General features: G+C 46.6%; 18 protein-coding genes, 1 pseudogene and 1 riboswitch. Of the genes and pseudogenes, 13 read left to right on the forward strand and 6 right to left on the reverse strand.

Annotated features, from left to right (window positions below):
* Nucleotides 1–44 precede the first annotated feature (44 nt).
* The 10 genes and pseudogenes from OCV37_RS08675 to OCV37_RS08720 all read left to right on the forward strand — a co-directional run bounded on the left by OCV37_RS08675 (nt 45) and on the right by OCV37_RS08720 (nt 9349).
* The gene (locus OCV37_RS08675; RefSeq protein WP_038186165.1) at nt 45–227 is read left to right on the forward strand and encodes a hypothetical protein; all 183 of its coding nucleotides are present in this window, start codon (nt 45–47) and stop codon (nt 225–227) included.
* 9 nt (nt 228–236) lie between these two features.
* A pseudogene (locus OCV37_RS08680) lies at nt 237–1105 on the forward strand (DUF72 domain-containing protein).
* Between the two features lie 101 nt (nt 1106–1206).
* Nucleotides 1207–1935 carry a carboxy-S-adenosyl-L-methionine synthase CmoA gene (cmoA, locus tag OCV37_RS08685; RefSeq protein WP_038186164.1) on the forward strand — a complete coding sequence of 243 codons (729 nt, stop codon included), beginning with the start codon at nt 1207–1209 and terminating at the stop codon, nt 1933–1935.
* Nucleotides 1936–2051: 116 nt separating this feature from the next.
* The gene (gene cmoB / locus OCV37_RS08690; RefSeq protein WP_038186163.1) at nt 2052–3023 is read left to right on the forward strand and encodes a tRNA 5-methoxyuridine(34)/uridine 5-oxyacetic acid(34) synthase CmoB; all 972 of its coding nucleotides are present in this window, start codon (nt 2052–2054) and stop codon (nt 3021–3023) included.
* Between the two features lie 105 nt (nt 3024–3128).
* Nucleotides 3129–3926, forward strand: coding sequence for an ATP-dependent zinc protease family protein (locus tag OCV37_RS08695; RefSeq protein WP_038186160.1), 798 nt, complete (start codon nt 3129–3131; stop codon nt 3924–3926).
* 20 nt (nt 3927–3946) lie between these two features.
* Nucleotides 3947–5458, forward strand: a complete 1512-nt coding sequence (locus tag OCV37_RS08700; protein ID WP_038186158.1) for an inactive transglutaminase family protein — start codon at nt 3947–3949, stop codon at nt 5456–5458.
* Entirely contained in the window at nt 5455–6435 is a 981-nt protein-coding gene (locus OCV37_RS08705; protein ID WP_038186156.1) for an alpha-L-glutamate ligase-like protein, read from the forward strand. Before OCV37_RS08700 ends, OCV37_RS08705 begins: the two co-directional genes overlap by 4 nt.
* Nucleotides 6436–6617: 182 nt before the next feature.
* On the forward strand, nt 6618–7586 hold the full coding sequence (locus OCV37_RS08710) for a glycosyltransferase family 2 protein (RefSeq protein ID WP_261888080.1): 969 nt from the start codon (nt 6618–6620) through the stop codon (nt 7584–7586).
* Complete coding sequence (locus OCV37_RS08715; protein WP_038186154.1) at nt 7552–7980, forward strand: GtrA family protein; 429 nt, start codon at nt 7552–7554, stop codon at nt 7978–7980. The genes OCV37_RS08710 and OCV37_RS08715 overlap by 35 nt, the downstream gene beginning before the upstream one ends.
* Nucleotides 7970–9349: a hypothetical protein gene (locus OCV37_RS08720; protein ID WP_038186151.1), complete on the forward strand. Its 1380-nt coding sequence runs from the start codon at nt 7970–7972 to the stop codon at nt 9347–9349. Before OCV37_RS08715 ends, OCV37_RS08720 begins: the two co-directional genes overlap by 11 nt.
* Before the next feature lie 121 nt (nt 9350–9470).
* Here OCV37_RS08720 and mukB read toward each other — a convergent pair whose 3' ends face one another.
* From mukB to cmoM, 4 genes are read right to left on the reverse strand one after another with little or no spacing between them, the layout of a single operon-like run.
* Nucleotides 9471–13925, reverse strand: a complete 4455-nt coding sequence (gene mukB, locus OCV37_RS08725) for a chromosome partition protein MukB (protein ID WP_038186149.1) — start codon at nt 13923–13925, stop codon at nt 9471–9473.
* Nucleotides 13922–14653: a chromosome partition protein MukE gene (mukE, locus tag OCV37_RS08730; protein WP_038186148.1), complete on the reverse strand. Its 732-nt coding sequence runs from the start codon at nt 14651–14653 to the stop codon at nt 13922–13924. The genes mukB and mukE overlap by 4 nt, the downstream gene beginning before the upstream one ends.
* Nucleotides 14631–15974 carry a chromosome partition protein MukF gene (gene mukF, locus OCV37_RS08735; RefSeq protein WP_157635104.1) on the reverse strand — a complete coding sequence of 448 codons (1344 nt, stop codon included), beginning with the start codon at nt 15972–15974 and terminating at the stop codon, nt 14631–14633. The genes mukE and mukF overlap by 23 nt, the downstream gene beginning before the upstream one ends.
* 14 nt (nt 15975–15988) lie before the next feature.
* Nucleotides 15989–16786: a tRNA uridine 5-oxyacetic acid(34) methyltransferase CmoM gene (cmoM, locus tag OCV37_RS08740; protein WP_038186146.1), complete on the reverse strand. Its 798-nt coding sequence runs from the start codon at nt 16784–16786 to the stop codon at nt 15989–15991.
* A gap of 69 nt (nt 16787–16855) precedes the next feature.
* Between cmoM and elyC the strand changes: the two genes are divergently transcribed.
* The 3 genes from elyC to OCV37_RS08755 all read left to right on the forward strand — a co-directional run bounded on the left by elyC (nt 16856) and on the right by OCV37_RS08755 (nt 19942).
* Nucleotides 16856–17686 (forward strand): envelope biogenesis factor ElyC, encoded by an 831-nt coding sequence (gene elyC / locus OCV37_RS08745; RefSeq protein ID WP_211252110.1) that lies wholly within the window; start codon nt 16856–16858, stop codon nt 17684–17686.
* Nucleotides 17687–17985: 299 nt separating this feature from the next.
* Entirely contained in the window at nt 17986–18996 is a 1011-nt protein-coding gene (gene purR, locus OCV37_RS08750) for an HTH-type transcriptional repressor PurR (protein WP_038186145.1), read from the forward strand.
* Between the two features lie 142 nt (nt 18997–19138).
* Nucleotides 19139–19224, forward strand: a riboswitch (cyclic di-GMP riboswitch).
* 127 nt (nt 19225–19351) lie between these two features.
* Nucleotides 19352–19942 carry a TfoX/Sxy family DNA transformation protein gene (locus tag OCV37_RS08755; protein WP_038186143.1) on the forward strand — a complete coding sequence of 197 codons (591 nt, stop codon included), beginning with the start codon at nt 19352–19354 and terminating at the stop codon, nt 19940–19942.
* A 151-nt stretch (nt 19943–20093) separates the two neighbouring features.
* On the opposite strand, the gene glgA is transcribed toward OCV37_RS08755, so the two are convergent.
* A complete protein-coding gene (gene glgA / locus OCV37_RS08760; RefSeq protein WP_038186140.1) occupies nt 20094–21551 on the reverse strand; it encodes a glycogen synthase GlgA in 1458 nt (485 codons plus the stop codon).
* Nucleotide 21552: 1 nt separating this feature from the next.
* Nucleotides 21553–22770 carry a glucose-1-phosphate adenylyltransferase gene (gene glgC / locus OCV37_RS08765; protein WP_038186137.1) on the reverse strand — a complete coding sequence of 406 codons (1218 nt, stop codon included), beginning with the start codon at nt 22768–22770 and terminating at the stop codon, nt 21553–21555.
* Between the last annotated feature and the right edge of the window lie 356 nt (nt 22771–23126).

Below are 23126 nucleotides of genomic sequence, written 5' to 3' on the forward strand. Positions count from 1 at the left end.
GACTGTTCAACCAAGTCATTCCGACATACAATGCCGGTTCAATCATGAATAATCATGTTGCATTCGATCGCGCTGTATTCAATGCTCCGGTCAACCGGAAAGACATTGCAACGCCGATGGTTCAGTCAAGTCACCACCGTGCACAACGGTGTAAAGAAATAGGCGCTGATTATAGCGCTAAAAGACCGGATTCTTCAAAACGATATCGTGCATTTGACACAATTTAAATTGAAAAAATGACAAAGACACTTCCTATTCGACTCGGACTCACGCTCTGGTCACACCCACAATGGCAACAAACCCTGTACGGGCGAGGCACCTCTGTTTCCGAGCGACTCGAAAAATACGCGCAAGTTTTCACACCGTCGAAGGGAATACAACATTCTATGCATCCCCGTCCCCCACAACGGTTGCCAATTGGAAAGCAGCGACCGGGTCTGATTTTCGCTTTACGTTTAAATTACCCAAACAAATTACCCATGAATTGATGTTGCATGGCTGTGAAGACTTACTGAACCAATTCATGCAATTAATGGCCCCGCTTCATGAACGGGTTGGCTTATGGACCATTCAGCTTCCAGCCGCTTTCAGTCCGGCACACCTCCCGGCGTTGAAACGTTTCTGTCGTTACTTTCCCGCGGGTTATCCATTAGGGGTCGAAGTCCGTCATCCGGCATTTTTTCAGAAAGGCGCGGAGGAAAAACAGTTCAACCAATGGCTGGTCGAAACTCAGGCAGACCGGATTATCATGGATAGCCGCCCCGTGTTTGCCGCGCAACCGGATAACGCTGCGGTGATCGATGCGCAAAAGAAAAAGCCCCGGGTCCCGGTCCATGCGATTGCAACCGGCAGTCACCCGATGATTCGTTTCATCGGCCACCCGGACATTCAACAAAATGATGCTTTTTTCGCAGCCTGGATGCAGAAACTGCCAATGTGGATTCAACAAGGGAAACAACCCTACCTGATGATTCATACCCCGGATAATCAACTGGCACCGGAGCTGGCGCAACGTCTTTACCAACAACTACAACAGCAGGTGCAACTGCCGGAACTTCCCCCTTTTCCGGGAGCGGCAGCGGCCAACCAGATCAGCATGTTCTAATCAGCGCCTGATGACAACCACACGGTTATTGCATAAAATACGCCCCTTTTCTTGGTTCCGTCCCGATTGACGGTTGGTCATAGAGATATCACGAGGCTTACATGAGTCATAAAGACACCATCTATTCAGCACCGATTCAACAGATCGGCGATTTTACATTCGATGAGCGGGTTGTTGAGGTCTTTCCTGATATGATTCAGCGTTCCGTTCCCGGTTACCATAATATTATTTCGACCATCGGGATACTGGCAGAACGTTATGCCAAGCCCAATACCAATATTTATGATCTCGGCTGTTCTCTGGGGGCTGCAACCCTCTCGATGCGCCGTCATATTCACCACGAAGGTTGCCACATTATTGCAGTCGACAATTCATCCGCCATGGTAGAACGTTGTCGCATGCATATTGAAGCCTATCGCTCCGATACTCCCGTCGAAGTCATTGAAGCCGATATCCGGGACGTCACCATCACCAATGCTTCTGTTGTGGTACTGAATTTTACACTCCAGTTTCTCTCTCCGGATGATCGCAGCCAATTGCTGGAAAATATCTACCATGGCTTGCGGCCGGGCGGCATTCTGATTCTGTCTGAAAAATACCGCTTTGCTGACACAACCACCAATGACCTGTTGATCGACTTACATCACGAATTCAAACGGGCCAACGGCTACAGTGAGCTGGAAATCAGTCAGAAACGCAGTGCCATTGAAAACGTCCTCCAACCGGATACCATTGAAACGCACAAACATCGTTTCGCCCAAATTGGTTTCAGTAGTTTTGATGTCTGGTTCCAATGTTTCAACTTCGGTTCGATGTTTGCTATCAAATGATGTGGGCGATTCATGTCAGATGAGCCATGATCATTGGCCTGGCATCAGGCAAACCACCCCTTGCTCTGCTGAGGATGTTCCCAGTTTTACTTTTTGTTCGCAGGATACTCAATTCCATGTTTAATTTTGCTAATTTTTATCAGCTTATCGCGCAAGATCAACGCCTCCAGCCATGGCTGAACGTTTTACCTCAGCAACTGACGGATTGGCAAAACGATTCACACGGAGATTTTGAGCGCTGGGTCCGGGCATTGAATAAGCTTCCGGCATTCAAGCCTGATCAGGTTGAGCTGAAAACGGAAGTCGCCATCCACAATCAGACACCTTTAGCGGCCGGAGAACAACAAAAGCTGGAAAATCTGCTGAAAACATTCCACCCGTGGCGCAAAGGGCCTTATCACATTCATGGTATCCATATTGATACGGAATGGCGTTCAGATTGGAAGTGGGATCGTGTTTTGCAACATATTTCCCCGTTAAAAAATCGAAATGTACTCGATGTCGGCTGTGGGAATGGCTACCATATGTGGCGGATGCTGGGAGAAGGCGCACGTCTTTGTATTGGTGTGGACCCATCTCATCTGTTTTTAATTCAGTTCGAAGCCATACGACGATTAATGGGAAATGATCAGCGGGCCCATTTATTACCGTTAGGTATCGAAGCACTGCCGAAACTCGAAGCATTTGATACGGTGTTTAGTATGGGGGTTTTGTATCACCGTCGTTCGCCGCTGGACCATTTGTTACAGTTAAAAGATCAACTGGTTGCGGGCGGAGAACTGATTCTGGAAACGCTGGTGATCGAAGGCGATGAGAGTGCGGTACTCGTCCCGAAAGATCGCTATGCGCAGATGCGTAACGTGTACTTCTTTCCTTCGGCACTTGCACTCAAAGTGTGGCTGGAAAAATGTGGGTTTACTGACGTTGTGATTGCCGATGAAAACGAAACATCGACAGAAGAGCAACGGACAACCACATGGATGACACATAACTCATTACCTGACTATCTCGATCCGGCAAATCCGAAGCAAACGATAGAGGGCTACCCGGCACCGAGAAGAGCAGTTCTGATTGCCCGGAAACCATAATTGACAAACATCTAACGTGCCATATAAAAAATCAGAGTACGCTAGAGCGTGGAAATCACCACTGAATGCTTTTATTAATCATAACAACTAAGAATTAGGTTACTCATGTTTAAACGACTTGCACTTGTGGCCACAATATCCACACTAGCGGGATGCGTCACAACAGAGGAAAGAAACTTACATCACGAGACCATTGCTGCAATTCATGGGACAGAAAACAACATTAATCAACGTCTGACCAATCTAGAATTGCAGTCCAGTAATCAAGTCGATTACATCGATAGTCTGGAAAATGAAGTTTCTTCTTTAAAACAGCAAATACATCGACTCAATCAGAATCACTATCAGCATTCATTACTACAGGAGAGTAACTCAGCCCAGTCGCTGCAACATCTTGCTTCATCAGATCCAGCACCGGCAAATAAGGTTATCCTTGGACAGGTTGAGCGAATCAGTATTGAATCGATCAAACAAAAATTCGATGCCCGGGTCGATACAGGCGCTGCTACATCATCTTTGGACGCAACCGATATTGAAGAATTTGAAAGAAATGGCAAAAACTGGGTTCGCTTTCATTTATCGGGTCGGGGCGAACAGGATGATGCCCAAGTAGCAGACAAAAAAAATGCCAGCGATAAAACGGCCAAACCAGAAGACAAGGACAACTGGATCGAAGCACCGGTAGTACGCTATGTCAAAATTCGACAAGCCTCAACATCGGAAAGCGAACGACGGGCAGTGGTTGAATTATGGATCAGTGTCGGGAACATTCGTGAACGAACAGAATTTACCCTTGCCGATCGCTCCCATATGTCACACCCAATTTTATTGGGGCGTGAATTCCTCCGCGATATCGCGCTGGTGGATGTAAGTAAGAAATACATTCAGTCCACGGCCAAATAATTATCTGGTGAGTATTGATCATGACTTCCCGAATTCCATTTTATATTTCTATCGTACTGCTGATCGCGATCGGCATTTATTTAAGCGTTTTCCGCCATCAAGTTTATGGGGTGCCCTGGGTTCCCGGCGAAACGAGACAAGTCTGGGAAATTGAAGCGCGTATTCAGTTTAATGCACAGGGCAAAGAGGCCAAAGTTTCTCTTGCCGCACCATACACACAAGATGGGTTCACGCTGATTAGTGAATCCGCCTCTTCACCGGGGTATGGGGTTTCTTACCTTGAATCGACGCCGGGGAGCCGACGCGCCGAATGGTCGATTCGCCGGGCTAGTGGTCCACAAACGATTTATTACAAAACGCAGTTTCTTGTCGACCCTGACGCGAAATCAATTGCCGAGCCACCCCACGGTCCGGTTGATACCCCGGCATTCGATAGTCCGGAGGAAGCCGCAGCGGTCTCTCTGATTACGCAGGCAAGTGAGCGTTCAGCTGATGACGTGACCTTTACCAGAGAGCTGATCAAAGCACTGAATGACGCGGAAAGCCAGAACGCACAATTGCTGTTGAATCAGATGACCAAATATGAAGCCACACAAAAGATGCTTTCCTATTCAGGGATTCCCAATAAGATTGTCGGCGTTTTGGAACTGGAAGATGGCCGCCGTCGTCAAAGTATCGAGCCCATGAATGAAGTCTGGGACGGAGAACGTTGGGTTGTCTTTAATCCGGACACCGGTAAACAGGCAAACCATCCGAATTTGCTGGTGTGGGATGAATCCAATGTCTCCTTGCTTGACGTGGTCGGCGGTAAAAACAGCCGGGTACAATTCAGCATGATTTCCCACGAGGTTTCACCTCAGGAAGCCACGAACAGTAAAGTCAATGCGGACGGATTACTCAATCTATCCATCCACAGCCTACCGTTAGAAGAGCAAGCGATGTTTAAAACCATCATGCTGATTCCTATCGGTGCACTGATTGTCGTATTTCTCCGCGTCATTATCGGACTTAAAACATCCGGGACATTCATGCCGGTTCTGATCGCGGTAGCATTTGTCCAGACCCAACTCCTCACGGGGATTATCGGTTTTCTGTTAATTGTGGGAACAGGATTATTTATCCGTAGTTATCTGTCGAAACTGAACCTGTTACTGGTCGCCCGAATATCGGCCGTGATCATCGCGGTCATTCTGATGATTTCGCTCTTCACGGTACTCTCCTTCCGACTGGGCATAACGGAAGGACTCACCATTACTTTCTTCCCTATGATTATTCTCTCATGGACCATTGAGCGGATGTCGATTCTCTGGGAAGAAGACGGTGCGAAAGAGGTCTTTCTGCAAGGTGGCGGTTCGCTGTTTACCGCGATTCTGGTTTACCTTGGCATGACCAATCCATATGTTCAGCATCTGACGTTTAATTTTATCGGGTTACAGTTGATTGTGTTGGCACTTATTCTGTTGCTGGGAACGTATACCGGCTATCGTGTCAGCGAATTGAAGCGCTTCAAACCTCTGGTAGATGAACTATGATTTTTGAAAAATATACCTCCCCTTTCCGCTTAAGGCATAAGGGGATCATGGGGATGAATAAGCGTAACCATAGCTATATTGGCCGTTACAATGATCGCGCTAAATATCCCTTAGTCGATGATAAGCTTCAGACGAAAATCATCGCAGAGAAAGCCGGATGTACCGTCCCTCAACTCATCGGCGTGATCCGCAACCAGTATGAAGTCAAACAAATTCATCAACTGGTTCAGCAATGGCCAAACTTTGTGATCAAGCCAGCCCGCGGTAGTGGCGGGAAAGGGATTTTGGTGGTGACTTCCCATCAAAATGGCGTTTATGTCAAACCATCGGGTGCAACGCTCAGTGCTGAAGATGTGGAAAGACATGTCAGTAACGCACTTGCAGGGCTATTTTCTCTGGGTGGTAAAAATGATGTCGCGATCATCGAAAACCTGATTCAGTTTGACGACTGTTTCGATGGTTTCAGCTATGAAGGGGTCCCGGATGTCCGGGTCATTGTTTTCAAAGGCTATCCCGTGATGTGCATGATGCGCCTGTCTACCCGTGCATCGGATGGCAAGGCGAACTTGCATCAGGGAGCTGTTGGGGTTGGCATCGATATTGCCACCGGTAAAGCCGTACGAGCCGTTCAGTTCGGTCAGCCTGTGACACATCATCCGGACACAGGCCGGGCATTGATTGAACTGGAAGTGCCTCACTGGCAGCGTCTGCTTGAACTTGCCGCGCAAGCATGGGAAATGACGGGGTTGGGTTATCTTGGGACCGATATGGTGCTGGATAAAAATAAAGGCCCGATGGTACTGGAACTCAATGCCCGTCCCGGTCTGGCCATTCAGATTGCCAATGGGGCGGGTTTGTTACCACGACTCCGACATATCGAGCATATGGGAGCGCCTGAACAACCATTAGACGCCCAAGCACGGGTTGAATATTCAATGCATCACTTTGCTGCGACGTCACAACATTTAACTCAGTAAACACCATACACCGCCCCGCCCCTATCTTCAGACCACGCGTCATCGCAAGATCGAACGAAGATAGGATGAGGGGCGTACACATCTTTCGTCAAGGTTGCCGATCTTTTCACCTCGCTTTGTCATGATTCTTACATTCGATTGCTAATCTGATTTCGTGTCATTATCCATGATGGAGCTAGGCTATGAATATGAAAAAGAAAATATCCGTGATCGTTCCCTGTTTCAATGAAAGTGAAGTGATTGACTTCACGGTCAAAGAGCTCATTTCCGTCACCAATGCCATTCCGGGCTATCGTTTTGAGTTAATTTTTGTCAATGACGGTAGTTCAGATGACACAGAACAACAGCTATTGGCACACAGCCGTCGGCATCATCAGGTGATTGTACTCTCTCTTTCCCGGAATTTCGGTCATCAGCAAGCCGTGACAGCCGGACTGGATGCCAGCACCGGCGATGCCGTGGTATTGATTGATGCCGATTTACAGGATCCCCCAAAACTAATTGAGCAGATGATCGCCAAATGGGAAGACGGTTATGATGTGGTCTACGGAACGCGAGATCGTCGCGAAGGCGAATCAGCCTTTAAACTCGCTTCCGCCAAATTGTTCTATCGGATGCTCAATCGCTTATCCGAAGTCCCGATTCCATTAGATACCGGTGATTTTCGCCTGATGGACAGACAAGTTGTCGATCAGCTGAAAGCCATGCCGGAAAAAGCGCGTTTTATTCGAGGCATGGTCAGTTGGATAGGCTTCAACCAAACCTCGATTCTTTACGAACGTTCGCCTCGCTTTGCCGGAGAATCGAAATACCCATTGAGAAAAATGCTCAAATTCGCATTGGATGGTATTCTTTCTTTTTCTGTAAAACCCCTGAAATTATCCATCATGATGGGATTTTTGTGCTCCGGTGTTGCCTTTGCGATGCTGATGTACTCGATGTATGTTCGTTTCATGACTGACCACTGGGTTTCCGGCTGGACTTCGCTATTCGTCGCGATCTTGTTTGTTGGTGGCGTACAATTAATCTCAATTGGCATACTCGGTGAATATATCGCTCGCATCTACAATGAATCCAAAGGCCGTCCGCTTTATATCCTGAAAAAAGGAAGAGCTCTTGAATCTACCAAGCAACATTCCGTGGCTAAATAACCGGATTCGTCCCGAATTCAAACAAACCATCCGCTTTGCGCTGGTGGGTCTGATCAATACCGGGACGAGCTATATCCTATTCGTCATTCTGTATCAGATCCTCGGTTATTATATGCTTGCATCGGTTCTGTCTTATATCGGCGGAATGCTGATCAGTTTTATTCTAAACCGAGGCTTTGTGTTCAAAAGCACCGCGAGGCGCGGTCAGTTACTACCATTCTGTCTGGTAAACCTCTCATCACTCGCCTGTAGCACCGGTGTGTTGTATCTGTTGGTCGAACAGTTCGCGATGTTCGTTTATTTTGCGCAAGTTGTTGCGATTGGTGTCTCGATGACCATCAACTATTTGGGTTATCGCACTATTTTTTCGTCTCGGAGGACAAATGATCAATAATCATGCTTCATCCCCCTCGATCCCATCCAATCCGTTCGACACCGTCTCTCTGTTCAAATGGGGCGTTCTGGCGTTCACTCTGATATGGACATTATTCAATTTACACGAATCTATGTTGGAAAACGTGGCACATGATGCTTTGCCTTACATGGACGATTATGTGTCTAAGTTTGTCTCTGAAGGGCGTTGGGTTAATTTTGCTTTATTCGATGGATTGCGTCTCGTGCCTGCGGTTGTCGCTGCGACCCTGTGTAATGTGTTTATTGCTATTTTTGGCTATCAGGTCGCTATGGGGGTCAGAAAAGATCGCTGGCTTGCGTGTTGCTTTGCGCTGCTGGTTGTGAATATTCCCTATTTCACCATGTTGTTCAAATGGCCAATGACTTTGATTCCCGGCACACTGATGCTGGCTCTGTTCAGTTGTATCAAAGACCGTTATTCACGTCCGGTCATTTTGCTGACCTCCGGTATCGTGTTGTTTGCAACCTACCCTGCATTCTACTTTCTGATGCCGTTACTCTTTATCCGTCAGTTGAATGAAGAGAATTTCCACAGCCTGTTGCAGTTTCTCGGTTTCTGGATTGCCGGTTATGTGCTGGGCTATGCCGTCGCGAATTTAAGCGTTTACGGTTATACGCTGCTCCAGACCGGGACGGGCCATTTTATTGAATTTGTCTCATGGCGGAAATCAACCCCATCGACCGATATCAGCGGGATTATTGCCAATATCGCCAAGAGTGCGGGAAACTTTGAACGCAATGCGCGTTATTTAGCCGAGTTAAGCCCTCTGTTTTATGTCCCGATTGCTGTTACATTCGTCTGGGCATTAAAACACCACCTGAAATACACCCTGATTGCATTGCTGGTGATCTTTTCCATCTATGCCAGTGTGATTCCACTGGGTGTGAAAGTACCGCTACGCTCAGGTGTCACCCTGCCACTGGGGATGGCGATGCTGGTGTTGTTAGTTCCCCGGTTCTGGTTGCGAACCCTGCTGCTGGTGACCCTGTTTATCCCGTTTGCGTGGCAGATGCATCAATATAATCATGGCTACAACGAGAAACGCATGCTCTTTGCCGAAGTGATCACCGAGCATGATACCCAGAACTATCTGCAACAACCGCAGCAATTCAAAAAAATCATTGTCAGTGTCGATGAAGCCAAGACCAGTGCCTATTTCTATAAACTCACCGGCTCAGATGCATTTAAAAATCTGTCCAACCTGAGACTGCACTATATTAAGCCTTATCTGTATCAATATGGCTGGCATGACAAAGATATCATTGTCAAAGATGTTCCGAGAACTGAGGTTCGGGGAGAAGCAACCCTAGAGAAACGCGGGGATCAACTCTTGGTTTCTATCGATTAATCCATCCTTCGGAACCAACCAGACCGTCTCACGATTGTCTCAGTCACCATGTCAAAAGAGCCACCTGAAAACAGATGGCTCTTTTTTATTTTACAGAAGGACTATCCTAATCCTGAAAAGCTCATGAAGCTTCTGCGGTCAGGTCTTCAGATTCAGGCGCATGATTCTGACCGAATCCCCGCAGCCCTACCACATGAACATGTTCATGATTTTTGTGAATCTTCCGCACTAATTTATAAGTGGTACCTTTTTCCGGGCTGATATTTTCCGGTGCCGCAATCAGCAATTGCATATCGAGTCGTTCACACAGTTCAAACAGTGTTGAAATCGATTTGCCATCGAGACGCGCGGCTTCATCGAGGAACAACAAACGACACGGAATAATATCTTTGCTGCGCAAGCGACGGGATTCTTCTTCCCAGCTCTGCACAACCATTAACAGAATCGACTGACCCGTTCCGATCGCCTCCCCGGTCGACAGCGCTCCGGATTCGGCCTGTAACCAACCATCAGCACCGCGATTGACTTCCACGTTCAGCTCAAGGTAATTCCGATAGTCCAGTAGCTCTTCCCCCAACACCTGAGGTGAACGCTGTCCCATATCAATATGTGGATTGACCCGCTGGAACAATTTTGCCATGGCTTCCGAGAACGTATAACGCGAGCTGTTGAACAAGTCCTGATGCTGCGCCTGCTGCTCCGACAACCCAGTCAGGAGCATTTCGTGGCTTTCACGCACTTTCACATTCAAGCGCACGCCATTCACCTGACCGAAGTGAATATTGGACAGACCTTGGTTGAGCATCCGAATTCGATTCTGCTCACGCTGAATCGTCTTGAGAATAATGCTGGCGACCGACTCAGAGCTGATCGCTAATCGTGATTCCCGTTGGGTCAGCTCTTCCGTCAACCGGGCAAGCTCAACTTCCATTTCTTCAATCGCTTCAACCGGATCATCGGTACGAATGATATCCTGCCGGATCCGCTCACGCAGGTGCTGATAGACTTCAATATAAAACAGCACCTTACGCTCTGGTCTGGCATTATCCTCAGACTGACGTAAAGCGTCTCTCAGTGTTTCATTATCGGCAACAGCCAGACGCAACGAACCTAACGCCTTATCCGACATAGAACGCAGTTCTCCTGCCGACAGATAAGCCAGCTCACGTTTATGCAGGCGTCGCTCAACATCATGGGCACGAGCGAGTCTCAGTACCGAACACCATCCCGCTTTCGCGTTGACGATAAACGTTCTGAGATCACGATACTCTTTTTCCACCTTCTTCAGTTGTCGGCTCAGCGAAGTCATTTCCATTTCGGTCGATGTGCGCGATCTCTCCAGTTCGCTCTGTCGTTGCCGCGACACATGTAAACGCTCATACAACTCATTTTTACGCTGTTCTGCACGTTCTAATGCGCTGGTATCGGTCTGGACACCCAATTCTTGTAACTCTTGCTCAAATTCCTGTACGGTTTCGAGTTTTGACTGGTGTGCACTTTTGAGCGACGCCAGCACTTGATGATACTGGCTGGCCTGCCCCTGACGCTGTTTGAGGGTTTCTCTGGCTTCGCCGCGCTGTAATTCCGCGAGCTGTAGTTTCTCTTTCAACTGCTCACTCAGCGCATCACTCTGGTTAACTAACGCGACCGCATCGGAATAACGCAAATGATGGCGACGTTCGATCAAATCAGAGATAGCAAAAATCTGGGTCTTCACTTGCTGCAACTGTTGGTCAGCATCGTGATATTCACTTTCCAGCGCATCAAACTGTTCGGGGTCATTTTCAAGCGCATGAATACAATGACTCAGTTGCTCGATGGTCGAACCGTGTTGGCTTAAAAAGCGTTTGGCCTCGTCCAGTTCGGTAAGGCTTGCCTCAATCTCATGGGCTTGTTCTTGTAGTGTGTCATCGGCCAGCAAGTGAACAAAAGGAGCAACCTTCTCAAGCAGAGATAATGCATTTTTACTCTGTTGTTGTCGCGTCTGTAACTGCTGCTCCTGATGACCGAACTCAGTCAGAGAACGCCCCAACTGATTCAACTGCTCACGGCATGCCTGAAGCGCCTTTTCGGGGTCGGCTTCAAACGCGGTGGTGATATGAGACGCCACAAATGCCTGATAGGCCTGATATAACCGTTGTTGTTTTTGCGCATCAAATGAGGCTTTAGCATACAACTCAACTATATCGTCTCGTTGTGCACGCAGTTGCGTCAGTCGCTGCTCTCTTGCCGCCCGGCCAAATAAAGGTATCTCCGGGAAACGGGAATAACGAATCTGACGATCATTCAGACGAACACAGACTGCGCCTTCCAGTTCATCGGCGTCAAACGAGCTGTCATCAAACGCATCGACGTCCCCTTCAATGATATAAACATCTTCAGGACAATCATCTAATTCCGCCAGACGTTCTTGAATGTCTGACAGATCCGAGACAACAATCGCATGTCTGGCAGGTCCGTACATCGCACTAAAGTACGGTGCGTCTTCCAGCGTAATGTCATCATAAATTTCTGACAGCAACATGCCGCCTAATGTGTCAGCCAGCGATTTTAACCGCGCATCATTTGCCCCACCGGGAGAAGCGAGACGCTCAATGTCTTGCTCAAGATTGTGACGTTGTCGCGCTAATTCCTCTTTCTCAGAAGTCTGCTGCTTTTCGCGCTCCAGCGTCTGTTGCATATGCGAGAACACTGCCTGTGAGCTTTCCAGTGCTTCACCGCTCTGTTCTCGTAAATCATCCAACGCATTACGCGCAACAATCCACTGTGGCGCAATCTTTTCTAACCGCTCAATCTGCGCCCGGACATCTTCTTGGCGGCGACGTAAATCACTGCGTGATTCCCGGAGTTCAATCAGTTCTTGTTCGACAACATCCAGAACTGCTTGATGTTTCTCTCGCGCTTCATTGATCGCCGATTCATTATCCAGCGTCTCTTGATATTCATGCTGATAAGTCTCTGCCAGAGCCGCAATATCACGCTGACGCTCTAACTGACGGGAAATTTCACTTTGCCGCGTATACCACTGGTTTTCCTGTGTCACCGATTGTTTGCAGTGGCGCGCTTTTTCAATCAAAGCAACCCCATGTTCATGGGCACTGTGACGGGCAACATCTCCGAGCACGGATTGGACAAACTGGTATGCCTGTTCAAACTGGGATGCGACCGCAGCCGACATATCCAACCGGTGCTTCAGTTGCAAGACCCGGTCAGTCATTTGCTGCTGGGATTGATTCAAGGTCTGAATTTTCTGTGATGCATTGTCGGCCGTCAGACTGTCATCATCCAGCGCCGCTTTGGCTTTTTCCAGCGCTTGTACGGCTTGCTGATACTGCAGTGCTCTGGTTTGTTGCACATCCAGTGCTTGCTGATAATCGGCCAGTTGGGACTTCAGACTATCAACTTCATCTTCCAGAATTGTGGCGTGCTGCTCGGCTTCAAGCGTCTGTTCCTGAGCCTCTTCAACCACCATCAGTTGCTCTTCCAGACGCTCACTCAGTTCTTCCAGATCTTCCCGGTAGCGTTCGATTTTTTCTTTCTGACGTAATGCGTTATGAACCAGTTGTAAATAATCAGAAGCACTCTGGTGATCTTGTTCCAGTGCAGATTCCTGCTCGGTTAGCTCATCGAGTTCATCTTTAACCCGGGTCAGCAGTTCACTTTGCGTCACTAACGTTTGTTGCGCACCAAACAGTGTCTGGCGGAATGAAAGTGCCTGTTCGACTTTACTCCGGCGCTCATTGGCATGCCGCATGTAATCAGACGCAACATAATTGGTCGATTCGGTAATCAGGTGCTTGAACAAATCCCGGTCGGCTTGCGTGGTTTTAATTGCCTCAAGCGTCATTCGGTTTTCGCGCAGTGCCGCTTCCATGTCCTGAAACGCTTTTTTTACGCCACCATTCTGCGGCAGCAAGTAATCGCGCAGCGAGCGTGTGATCGCACTGGAAATCCCGCCGTACAAAGAGGCCTCAATCAAGCGATAGAACTTGGAGCGATCGCTGCTCGAACGCATTTTCTTCGGGATGACCCCAAATTCAAACATCTGGGTGTGGTAATCCACAACCGAACTGAATGTTTTGAACTGCGTTCCCTCCAGACCTGCAACAGCGTCTTTCACTTCACTGATCGTCCGTACCCGGGCTTGTTGGTCAGACAGCGTTTCAATCAAAATATCGGTCGGGCGGATATGGCTGGGAATCCCCTGTATCAGAAACGGCTTAATATCGACTTTTTTATCCCGGCCGGCGACCTGTTGTAACCGGACGGCAAACAGCACTCTCTGCTTGCGCGAGTTCACGACATCTAATGCGGCATAACAGGTACCGGGCTGGAGTTTACCGTGTAATCCTTTGTCCCGTGACGACTGTGAACTACCCGCTTCAGTCGTATTACGAAAGTGCAGCAGACTTTGATCCGGAATCAGTGCGGTAATAAAGGCCGCCATTGTGGTTGATTTCCCCGCACCATTCCCGCCGGAAAGCGTGGTGACCAAATTATCGATATCAAACGTACGGGCAAAAAAACCGTTCCAGTTGATCATGGTCAGCGATTGATACTTACCTCTTTCAATCATGCTTCACCTTCAAATCCTGTTAATACATCTGATGAGTTCGCTTCTGTAGGTTCCTCATCGTTATCTTCGCTCACTTCCTGAACGTCCCGGCTGGGTATGACCGCTTCACCGTCCCGAATTAATCTCAATTGTGCTTCTTGCATGTCATCACCGACACGAACATCTGCACCAAAACGAAACACCGCTTCGGTAATCCGAAACTTTTCACTTTCTCCCAGAACGACCAGCATGCCCATTCGACGCAGTTTGCGTAACGACGTTCTGACTTTTTCAAAGAGCTTTTCCCGATCCAGATCCGATCCACCAGCCCGGAAAGTCACTAAACGCATCAACTTTTTCTCATCCACCAGCGTGAGTAACTCTTCATACAATTCCTGATGGGTAAAAATCCCTTCATGGGCCAGTCTTTCAGGACTGAGATACAAAAAGCAAAGCACTTTGCCGACTAACATATCGAGTTCGGACAGCACACTGCGATTGAGCAATGATGTGGAACGCGGCCTTAAATAGAAGAAGCCTTCAGGAGCGCGAACCAGTTCGGTGTTATAACGCTGGTAGAACTGAGCCAGCTCTGGCTCAAAATCCGACAAAAATGTGTGATTATCCATATCTTCACCGGAAACATGCCTGCCGGCACGTAATAAACTATCCAATGCCGGGAACAACGGATTGGAAAGTGCTTTGACCAGTTTCTCTGGCATATATTCATTCATATCTGTCGATGACATTTGCTTGTACCTTTGCACCAAATTCATTGATTGCCTGCCAGTCTGGCTGAATCGCCTGATAATCAGACGCTGAATAGCCCAACCGGACCGCCTGATCGACCACGATTCTGGCTAAATCAAAATGGTGCGTTTTTGGATGTTCTGTGAGGTAATTCTTTAAAATGATACCGAGATCAATCGGTGTACCCTGATCTTTATGCACGGTCAGCATCTCACCGATCTGCGCCGCCAAGACATCGTTAACCTGTTGAAACTCTTCATATTCAACATCTTCAGGGACCTGCCCTGTGACCTCGTCATCCCGCAGTACCAGAGCTTCATCCCGCATATCCATAAAGCGCTCAGCATCGGCATATGTGAGGAACCAAGGCGCCGCGAAGTAATCGTTCATCGATTGACGCAAACGCTGGCTAAAAGCACGGTTCTGGTCCATATCAATCGCAGTTCGAATAAACTTATGAACATGACGATCATAGCCGATCCATAAGTCAATCGCCTGCTGGCCCCAACTGATAATTCGGTCTAGTTTAATCTGCAACTGAAACAAAGTTTCTTCGATAAAATCCAGTTCAGATTCACCATAAACGCATTCCTGAATATCGAGAATCTGCGTTTGCATTTCATCCCCCGCAGCCTGCAGGGTGTCTTGTAACTCTTTAAGGGTTGATGACGTTTCTGATAAAAGAGATTCACAATTCTGAATCGCATCTCGCCAGTCTTTGTTCAACAACTGAGCAATCTGTTCTTTGACTTCTTGCTGCTGTTCATCCATGACTCGCTGGTTGAGATCGATTTGATCAAAAATCTCACCCACAGAATACTTCAAAACACCATATACATTTTTCTGCCAGTGAGACGCTGTGCCACCTTTCTCAGCCGCTTCTTTCGCCTTTGCCATTTCATCGGCAACAATTGATAGCTGAATCGATAGCTTTAATTTAGAAAATTCGCGATGGCGCAGATAATAATCCGTAATACCAATCGCTAATGGGGATAATCGATAGATGCTCGCCCCGTCGGTCACTTCACTGGTAAAACGCCGGAGTAACCGCTGGTGAACTAAATCATTGATCGCATTATTAGCCCGAAAAGCGGACGCTTCTCCGGTCTCATCGAATAATCGAGTGACGATTGCAAATGCATCATGTAATTCCCCTTCCCCGAGTTCATCATCAAATCGATCCCGACTCAATACAGCAATCGCAATCAAAAATGCGAGTCGCTCCGTATCCAGGTTGAGAGACAAGTCATGATGCCTGACCCATCCAACCAATTCATCAATTGGTTGTACTTCGGCTTGTTGCGCCAATTCGTCTATCATTGTTTCCATCATTTTTACTTTTTTCTGGCCCATACATGAATATAGCGGCCCAGAGATAAATAAGGCTCTTGACGGCATAACTGCCTTTCAAGTGCCAGTACATCTTCTTCGCTGTACTCACCCATGTTCTGGCGATTACCAATGTAATCGCTGAACGAGCGAATTCCGCTTTTGCCCTCAATACTGAATCCACAAGCTTCTATCCATTGATAGACCGCTTCTGGATTCAGTCCTTTTTGCGGCTGCAACTTAAACCGTTTGCGATACGGCATGCCATCCAACACATGAGGAATGTTGCCGCAAATCACATTTTTCAGCACCAATCCGTGATGATTGTAAAACATGATGGACGCAACGCCACCGACCCTGACCTGAGCCAATAATTTTTCCAGCGCATCTTTCGGATCAGCCAGCCACTCCATCACCGCATGAAACATCAAAAAGTCAACCGGAGCGGTGATGTGCTGTTGCATATCCTGTACTGCCGCATGGACAAAGCGATACTGCGTAAGCAGACCATTTTTTTCAATATCGGTGTACGCCAACTGCAACATTTCAGAAGAAAGATCACATAATGTCACCTGATGTCCCTGTCTCGCGAGCCGCTGCGATAGCTGTGCCAGACCACCACCGGCATCCAGCACCGAAAGTGGGAATGCTTCCGGAGAAAATGATGTTAAAATAGTTTGAATATCTTCCCACACAATGGTCTGACGAATCATACCTTTGTCAGAGCCGTATATATTTTTTGCAAATTTGTGGGCAATATCGTCGAAATTGCGATCTTCAGTCACAGTAGCTTGAGTTATCATAACGAATCGTGCTGCTATTCTGTCATAGGAATGGCAGGAATAAAGAGGATTATTCGTTTTTAATCTCAATTGCTGTTTTTTCGGACTATTTCTTATATGTTTGAGCTTAAAAAAATCATATCTGCATTAATGATGCCCCTTCCCGCCTTGCTCATCATCGGTTTTATCGGACTGATGATGATTATGTTTTCAACAAAAAGGAAAACCGGTTGCCTGATTGTTCTGTTCTCTTACACATTACTGTTTTTAGCGTCATTCCAGCCTGTTTCTGACCGCCTTCTTGCCCCGCTGGAACGCAAATATTCAGCCTTTTTACCTGTAGAGGGTAGCATTGACTACATCATGGTTCTTGGCAGCGGTCATGTTGTCGATGATCAACTCCCGCCGACCTCTCAACTCAGTCGTTCCGCTCTCATGCGACTGACGGAAGGTATCCGGATTATGCGGATGTATCCGGGATCTCGTTTGATTCTTTCCGGATATGCCGGCGGTACCCGGTTTAGTCATGCCAGAATGCTGGCAAGAGTTGCTCTGTCACTCGGTGTAGCAAAATCCGATATCGTGTTACTGGAAAGTGCCAAAGATACCTGGGAAGAAGCTCAGCTAGCCGCAAGTTTTGTCGGACCGCGAAAACTAGTGCTCGTCACCTCTGCCAGTCATATGGATCGTGCATTACATGAGTTCCAGTCTGCTGGCCTCAACCCGATCCCTGCCCCAACCAATTATCTGTCTTATAAAAATATAGCGCAGCCTTGGATAAAATATGCGCCGAAAGCCATTTATCTCGAACAGACAGAAAGATATTGGTATGAAACATTGGGGAAATTCTGGCACTACTTGAAAAACTGGGTCGCGAATCAGGAAGCAACCGTTGCCGAACCGGCGAAACAGAAGCTTTAGCATGCATGATTTCATCATACAGTCTCAATTCATGGCAAAGACCAGCGGACGAGCAGAAGAGTGCCTCATTTTGATTGCTATTCCTGAACCGGCAGTCTAAAATTCGCGGTTAAGCATATTTTAGACCGACAAAAACCGCTAAATTTAGCGGTTTTTGTCCTTATTGGCGAATAACCTCAAGATGCTTTCGCGACGGGTTATCCAATGACGAAGTATAGATAAAATCTTCATCACTATTCTTTCAATTGTAATTTGCTCCGGACTGCTGGATCTTCAGCATAAGCGACAGGACAATACCTATGGCTACGATAAAAGACGTTGCCCGCTTGGCGGGAGTTTCAACAACAACTGTTTCACACGTAATTAACAAAACTCGGTTTGTGGCAGAAACGACTCAGGAAAAAGTCATGGAAGCCGTGAAAACACTCAACTATGCACCCAGTGCTGTCGCCCGGAGTTTGAAATGTAACTCAACGCGAACCATCGGGATGTTAGTGACTCAATCAACCAATCCCTTCTTCTCTGAAGTCATTGATGGTGTTGAAAGCTATTGTTACCGACAAGGCTACACGCTGATTTTGTGTAATACCGGTGGCCTGTATGAGAAGCAACGTGATTATATTCGGATGCTGGCTGAGAAACGAGTCGATGGGATGTTAGTGATGTGTTCCGATCTGACCGCCGAACTTTTAGATATGCTGGAAGCTTATAATGATATTCCCAAAGTCATTATGGACTGGGGGCCGGAGAGCTCTCAAGCGGATAAAATTATCGATAATTCAGAAGAAGGCGGCTACCTTGCAACCAAGTATCTGCTTGATAAAGGTCATCGCAAAATTGCCTGTTTGAGTGGACAGTTGTCAAAAGCGGCTTGCCTGGAGCGGATTCAAGGGTTCCGTAGAGCAATGGCTGAAGTGGGAGTGACACCCAATGAAGACTGGATTCTGGAAGGCAACTTTGAGTGTGATACTGCCGTTTTAGCCGCTGATAAAATCATTGCAATGGATGAACAACCGACAGCTGTTTTTTGCTTTAATGACACAATGGCTTTAGGGCTGATGAGTCGCTTACAGCAGAGAGGTATAAAGGTCCCGGATGATATATCGGTCATTGGTTATGATAACATTGAGATCTCAGAATATTTTTCTCCACCGCTGACAACCATTCACCAGCCGAAACGCCGGGTCGGAAAAAACGCTTTCGAAATCCTATTGGAACGGATCAAAAGTAAGGAACATGAACGCAGAACGTTTGAAATGCATCCTGAAATTGTAGAACGCAACACCGTTAAGGATTTAAACAAAAATTAACACCTAATTGACATTTCGTTGGAGGGAGGTCATTCCTCCAACCACTTTCTTTCTATTGATAACATTTATTAATTGGACTAGAATCACACATTGTGGAGTAGGCATTTCGATGGTTACTCCATAATTCCGTACTGGAAAAGTGTCACGCACAGGGCAAACCATCTGAAAAGATGGGACGCAAAGCCTCCGGCCTAAACCATGAAAATGATAGGTAGCGGGGTTACCGATGGCAAAAATGCATTTCACATTCGTCAATCTTTGACGTTTTGTTAACATACTTTCTGCATTCTTTTGCTAAATTCTCGGACCTGATTTTGGTGGCGTATTCATTTAAAAATACACCGAGACGTAAAGCATGGACAAACCAATTCTTAAAGATTCAATGCGGCTTTTTGAACAACTAGGCCGTGTCAAATCACGCTCAATGTTCGGCGGGTTTGGTATTTTCGTAAACGACATTATGTTTGCACTTGTCGTTCAAGACAAACTTCATATACGGGCAGACAATCACTCACTGGAGACGTTTAAAGCAAAAGGGTTTGAACCTTATGTGTATACAAAACGTGGTTTTCCGGTTGTGACCAAGTATTTTGCGCTTCCTGCAGACTACTGGAATGATGTAGATACAATTTTCAACATTGCAAAGCAAGCCTACTTAAATGCGAAAGATGAAAAAACGACGCATGTAGAGGCAAAACCGCAGCGATTGAAAGATCTGCCTAATCTTCGCTTGGCAACCGAACGGATGCTACGCAAAGCTGGAATTAATTCTGTTGAAGAACTTCATCAAAAAGGATCTCTCAGCGCATATAAAGCGATTCTAAGCTCTCATCCTTCAACACAACCGCCACTAGAGCTCTTATGGGCATTAGAGGGTGCAATTGAAGGAAAACACTGGTCTGTAATTTCTCAGGCAAGACGTGATGAGCTGGCTCAGCAAATTTAATTGAACGATCAAACTTTCCACTATCGTATACATGTTTCACCGTATACAACCCCATTTGATCGTCGAGTCAAAACCAACAAAGCACCGTTCGCGGTGCTTTGTTTTTTCTCAATTACTTATGATTATCCACGAATCATAATCAGTATATGCGTTAGTAGCCCATTAATGCGGCCTCATACATCCTGACATACTGCTCGGCAGAATCTTCCCAACGAAAATCTTGCAGCATCGCACGCAACTGCATATCGAGCTTTTTCTCCGGTTGCTGCAAATAAAACAGCAGTGCCCGCTGCATACAGATAAGTAATGCTTCCGGTGTCGGTTCCATAAAACTGAACCCCGTTGCTTTATCGGGAAAATGGTCGTAGTCCAAAACAGTATCTTTGAGGCCACCGACTTCCCGAACAATCGGCAGCGTACCATAAGCCATACTATAAATCTGATTTAACCCACACGCTTCAAACTCAGAAGGCATCAAAAAGAAATCTGCCGCAGCTTCGACTAAATGCGCAAAGCGGTTACTGTAAGCATCAACAAATGCAAATTTATGCGATGACGTCGCGGAAATTTGATGCAGCCGATTCGCAATTTCCGGCTCCCCTGTCCCGACAATAACCAGTTGTACGTCATTGCGTAAGAACTGTTCCAGAATCGGCAGCAGATAGTGAAACCCTTTTTGATAGGTCAAACGACAGACCATCCCAAAGACGGGAATATCTCGGATGGGTAATAATAACTCTTCCTGTAACTGACGTTTGCAGGTTGCTTTCCCTTCTTTTAACGAATCGGGCTCATTGGTATAGTTGCGCGGAATGTAACGGTCAATTCTCGGGTTCCATTCTGAATAGTCACAACCATTCAGAATCCCGAACAAGTCTCTCTCACGGCGCACAAAATCATCAACTAATCCGTGAGCACCTAGTGGTGTCAGTAGCTCTGCAGCATAATGAGGACTCACCGCATTAATCTTATCTGCATACGCAATGCCAATTCTGAGCACACTCACATAACCGTGTCCATACTGTAGAGATGTCATGCCACTTAAATGTAATTCAGGGATAATGTCTAATTCATCATAAGAAAAGACCCCTTTAAACAGCGCATTATGGATGGTCAAAACACTCTTCATCCGCTGAAAATATGGGTCATTGGCATAACGCGTTTTCAATAGAAAAGGAATGAAGCCGGTATGCCAGTCATTGGTATGAATAATGTCAGGCTGAATACCTAATTTCGGCAAAACATCCAGCGTCGCAGCAGAAAAAAATCCAAACCGTTCACCGTTATCGGCATATGCCCGGTTATGTTCGGAATATAGCTCCGGTCGATCAAAATATTGATCACAGTCGATCAAGTAAATTTCAACACCATCTCGCTCAAACTTTCGGACTTGATACGCGGTATGAGGCCAGTGAGACAATTCTGTCTCCAGAATCACAGCGGTATCAGCCTTATCCGGTACGAGACGATAGCCCGGCAACACAATTCTTACGCGATGTCCCATCCCATTCAAAGCAGTCGGAAGCGCTTTGGCGACATCAGCTAACCCACCGCTTTTTACAATCCCTTCAACTTCTGAAACGGTAAACCATACATCGATTTGTTCCATGTTAGAATCCAACTTTCATTCCTTTTGCTATCACCACAATGCCCCCCTCAGAGACATAGAATCGTTTCCTATCCAATTCTAAGTCTTCACCAATCACCGTACCGGGGGCAATTTCAACATGCTTATCAATAATCGTCCGTTTTATTGTACAACCAGCACCAATCTTGCCATCACCTAAAATAACAGATTCACTGATATGAGACCCAGCAGCAATGTTACTCCGATAACCCAGAATGGATTTAAAAATCGTCGCACCTTGAATATAACTCCCCCCGGAGACCAGACTATCGGTAATCTTGACACGACGATCATCGGCATCCACAAACGTTGCCGGCGGTAGCGGCGGATAATAGGTATGCAGCGGCCAACTTCGATTGTACAGTGAAAACAAGGGGTCATTATTCAGTAAATCCATATTGGCAGCCCAATAAGAATCAATTGTCCCGACATCCCGCCAGTAGGTTGCTTTTTTCTCGCCTTTGATTTTATTGGTCGAGAAGTCGTAAACATAGACATGCCCTTCAGGGAAAAGTTTGGGAATAATATCTTTTCCGAAATCATGACTGGAATGTTCATTGGCTGCATCTTTTTTCAATTCATCGCACAGCACATCGGCATCAAAAATATAGTTTCCCATCGAAATCAGTGCCCACTCCGGCTCTCCGGGAATCGACTTCGGTTTGTCCGGCTTCTCTTCAAAACCAATCATCTTGCCGTTGCGATCAACTTCAATTACACCAAACTGGGATGCGTCCTTGATTGGCATTCGTAAGGCAGAGACGGTCAAATGAGCTTCTGTTTGTTTATGGAAATCCAGCATCTGACGCACATCCATTTTGTAGATATGATCCGATCCGAATATACAAACATAATCAGGTGAGGCCAGCTCGATGAAACGAACATTTTGATAGATAGCATCGGCGGTTCCTTCATACCAACGTTTTCCATCTCTCATCTGAGCGGGAATAACATCAATGAATCGATCCGTAATACCGGACACATTCCAACCTTTTTTCAGGTGAACATAAAGTGATTGAGATTTGAATTGAGTCAATACATAAATACGCATCAGATCGGCATTGACAAAGTTGTTCAGCGCAAAGTCAATCAACCGATAGCTTCCTCCGAACGGAACTGCGGGTTTACTTCTACCTTCGGTTAAAGGTCTCAGCCGAGAGCCTTCACCACCAGCTAAGATCATACTCAATACACCAGCCATGATTGAAACTCCATATTACCTTTTTATAATCTGCTACGACCTAGTGCCATAGGCCCTTTCTTACCTTTGATGTCTCAACATTATGTCACAAAAATTTAATGCAACACGTTGTTTATAACTTATCGGGATTACCACAGAATACAAAATTGAAACGTCAAACTAGTGAAGCACCTATCGCTTAGCGTCTCTAACTCCCAAGCTAGTTCACAGAAAGCAAAAAAAGTAAGAATATTATGAGCATCATGCTACAGCGCAGATCAAGGGATGATATGAGATCATCACAAAAAACCTCCCTACCGATCTCAATACTGCCAGAACAAACCAACATCACCAGCAGTACAATTAAATAAGTGATG

The organism is Vibrio rhizosphaerae (assembly GCF_024347095.1).
Taxonomy (GTDB): Bacteria; Pseudomonadota; Gammaproteobacteria; order Enterobacterales; family Vibrionaceae; genus Vibrio; species Vibrio rhizosphaerae.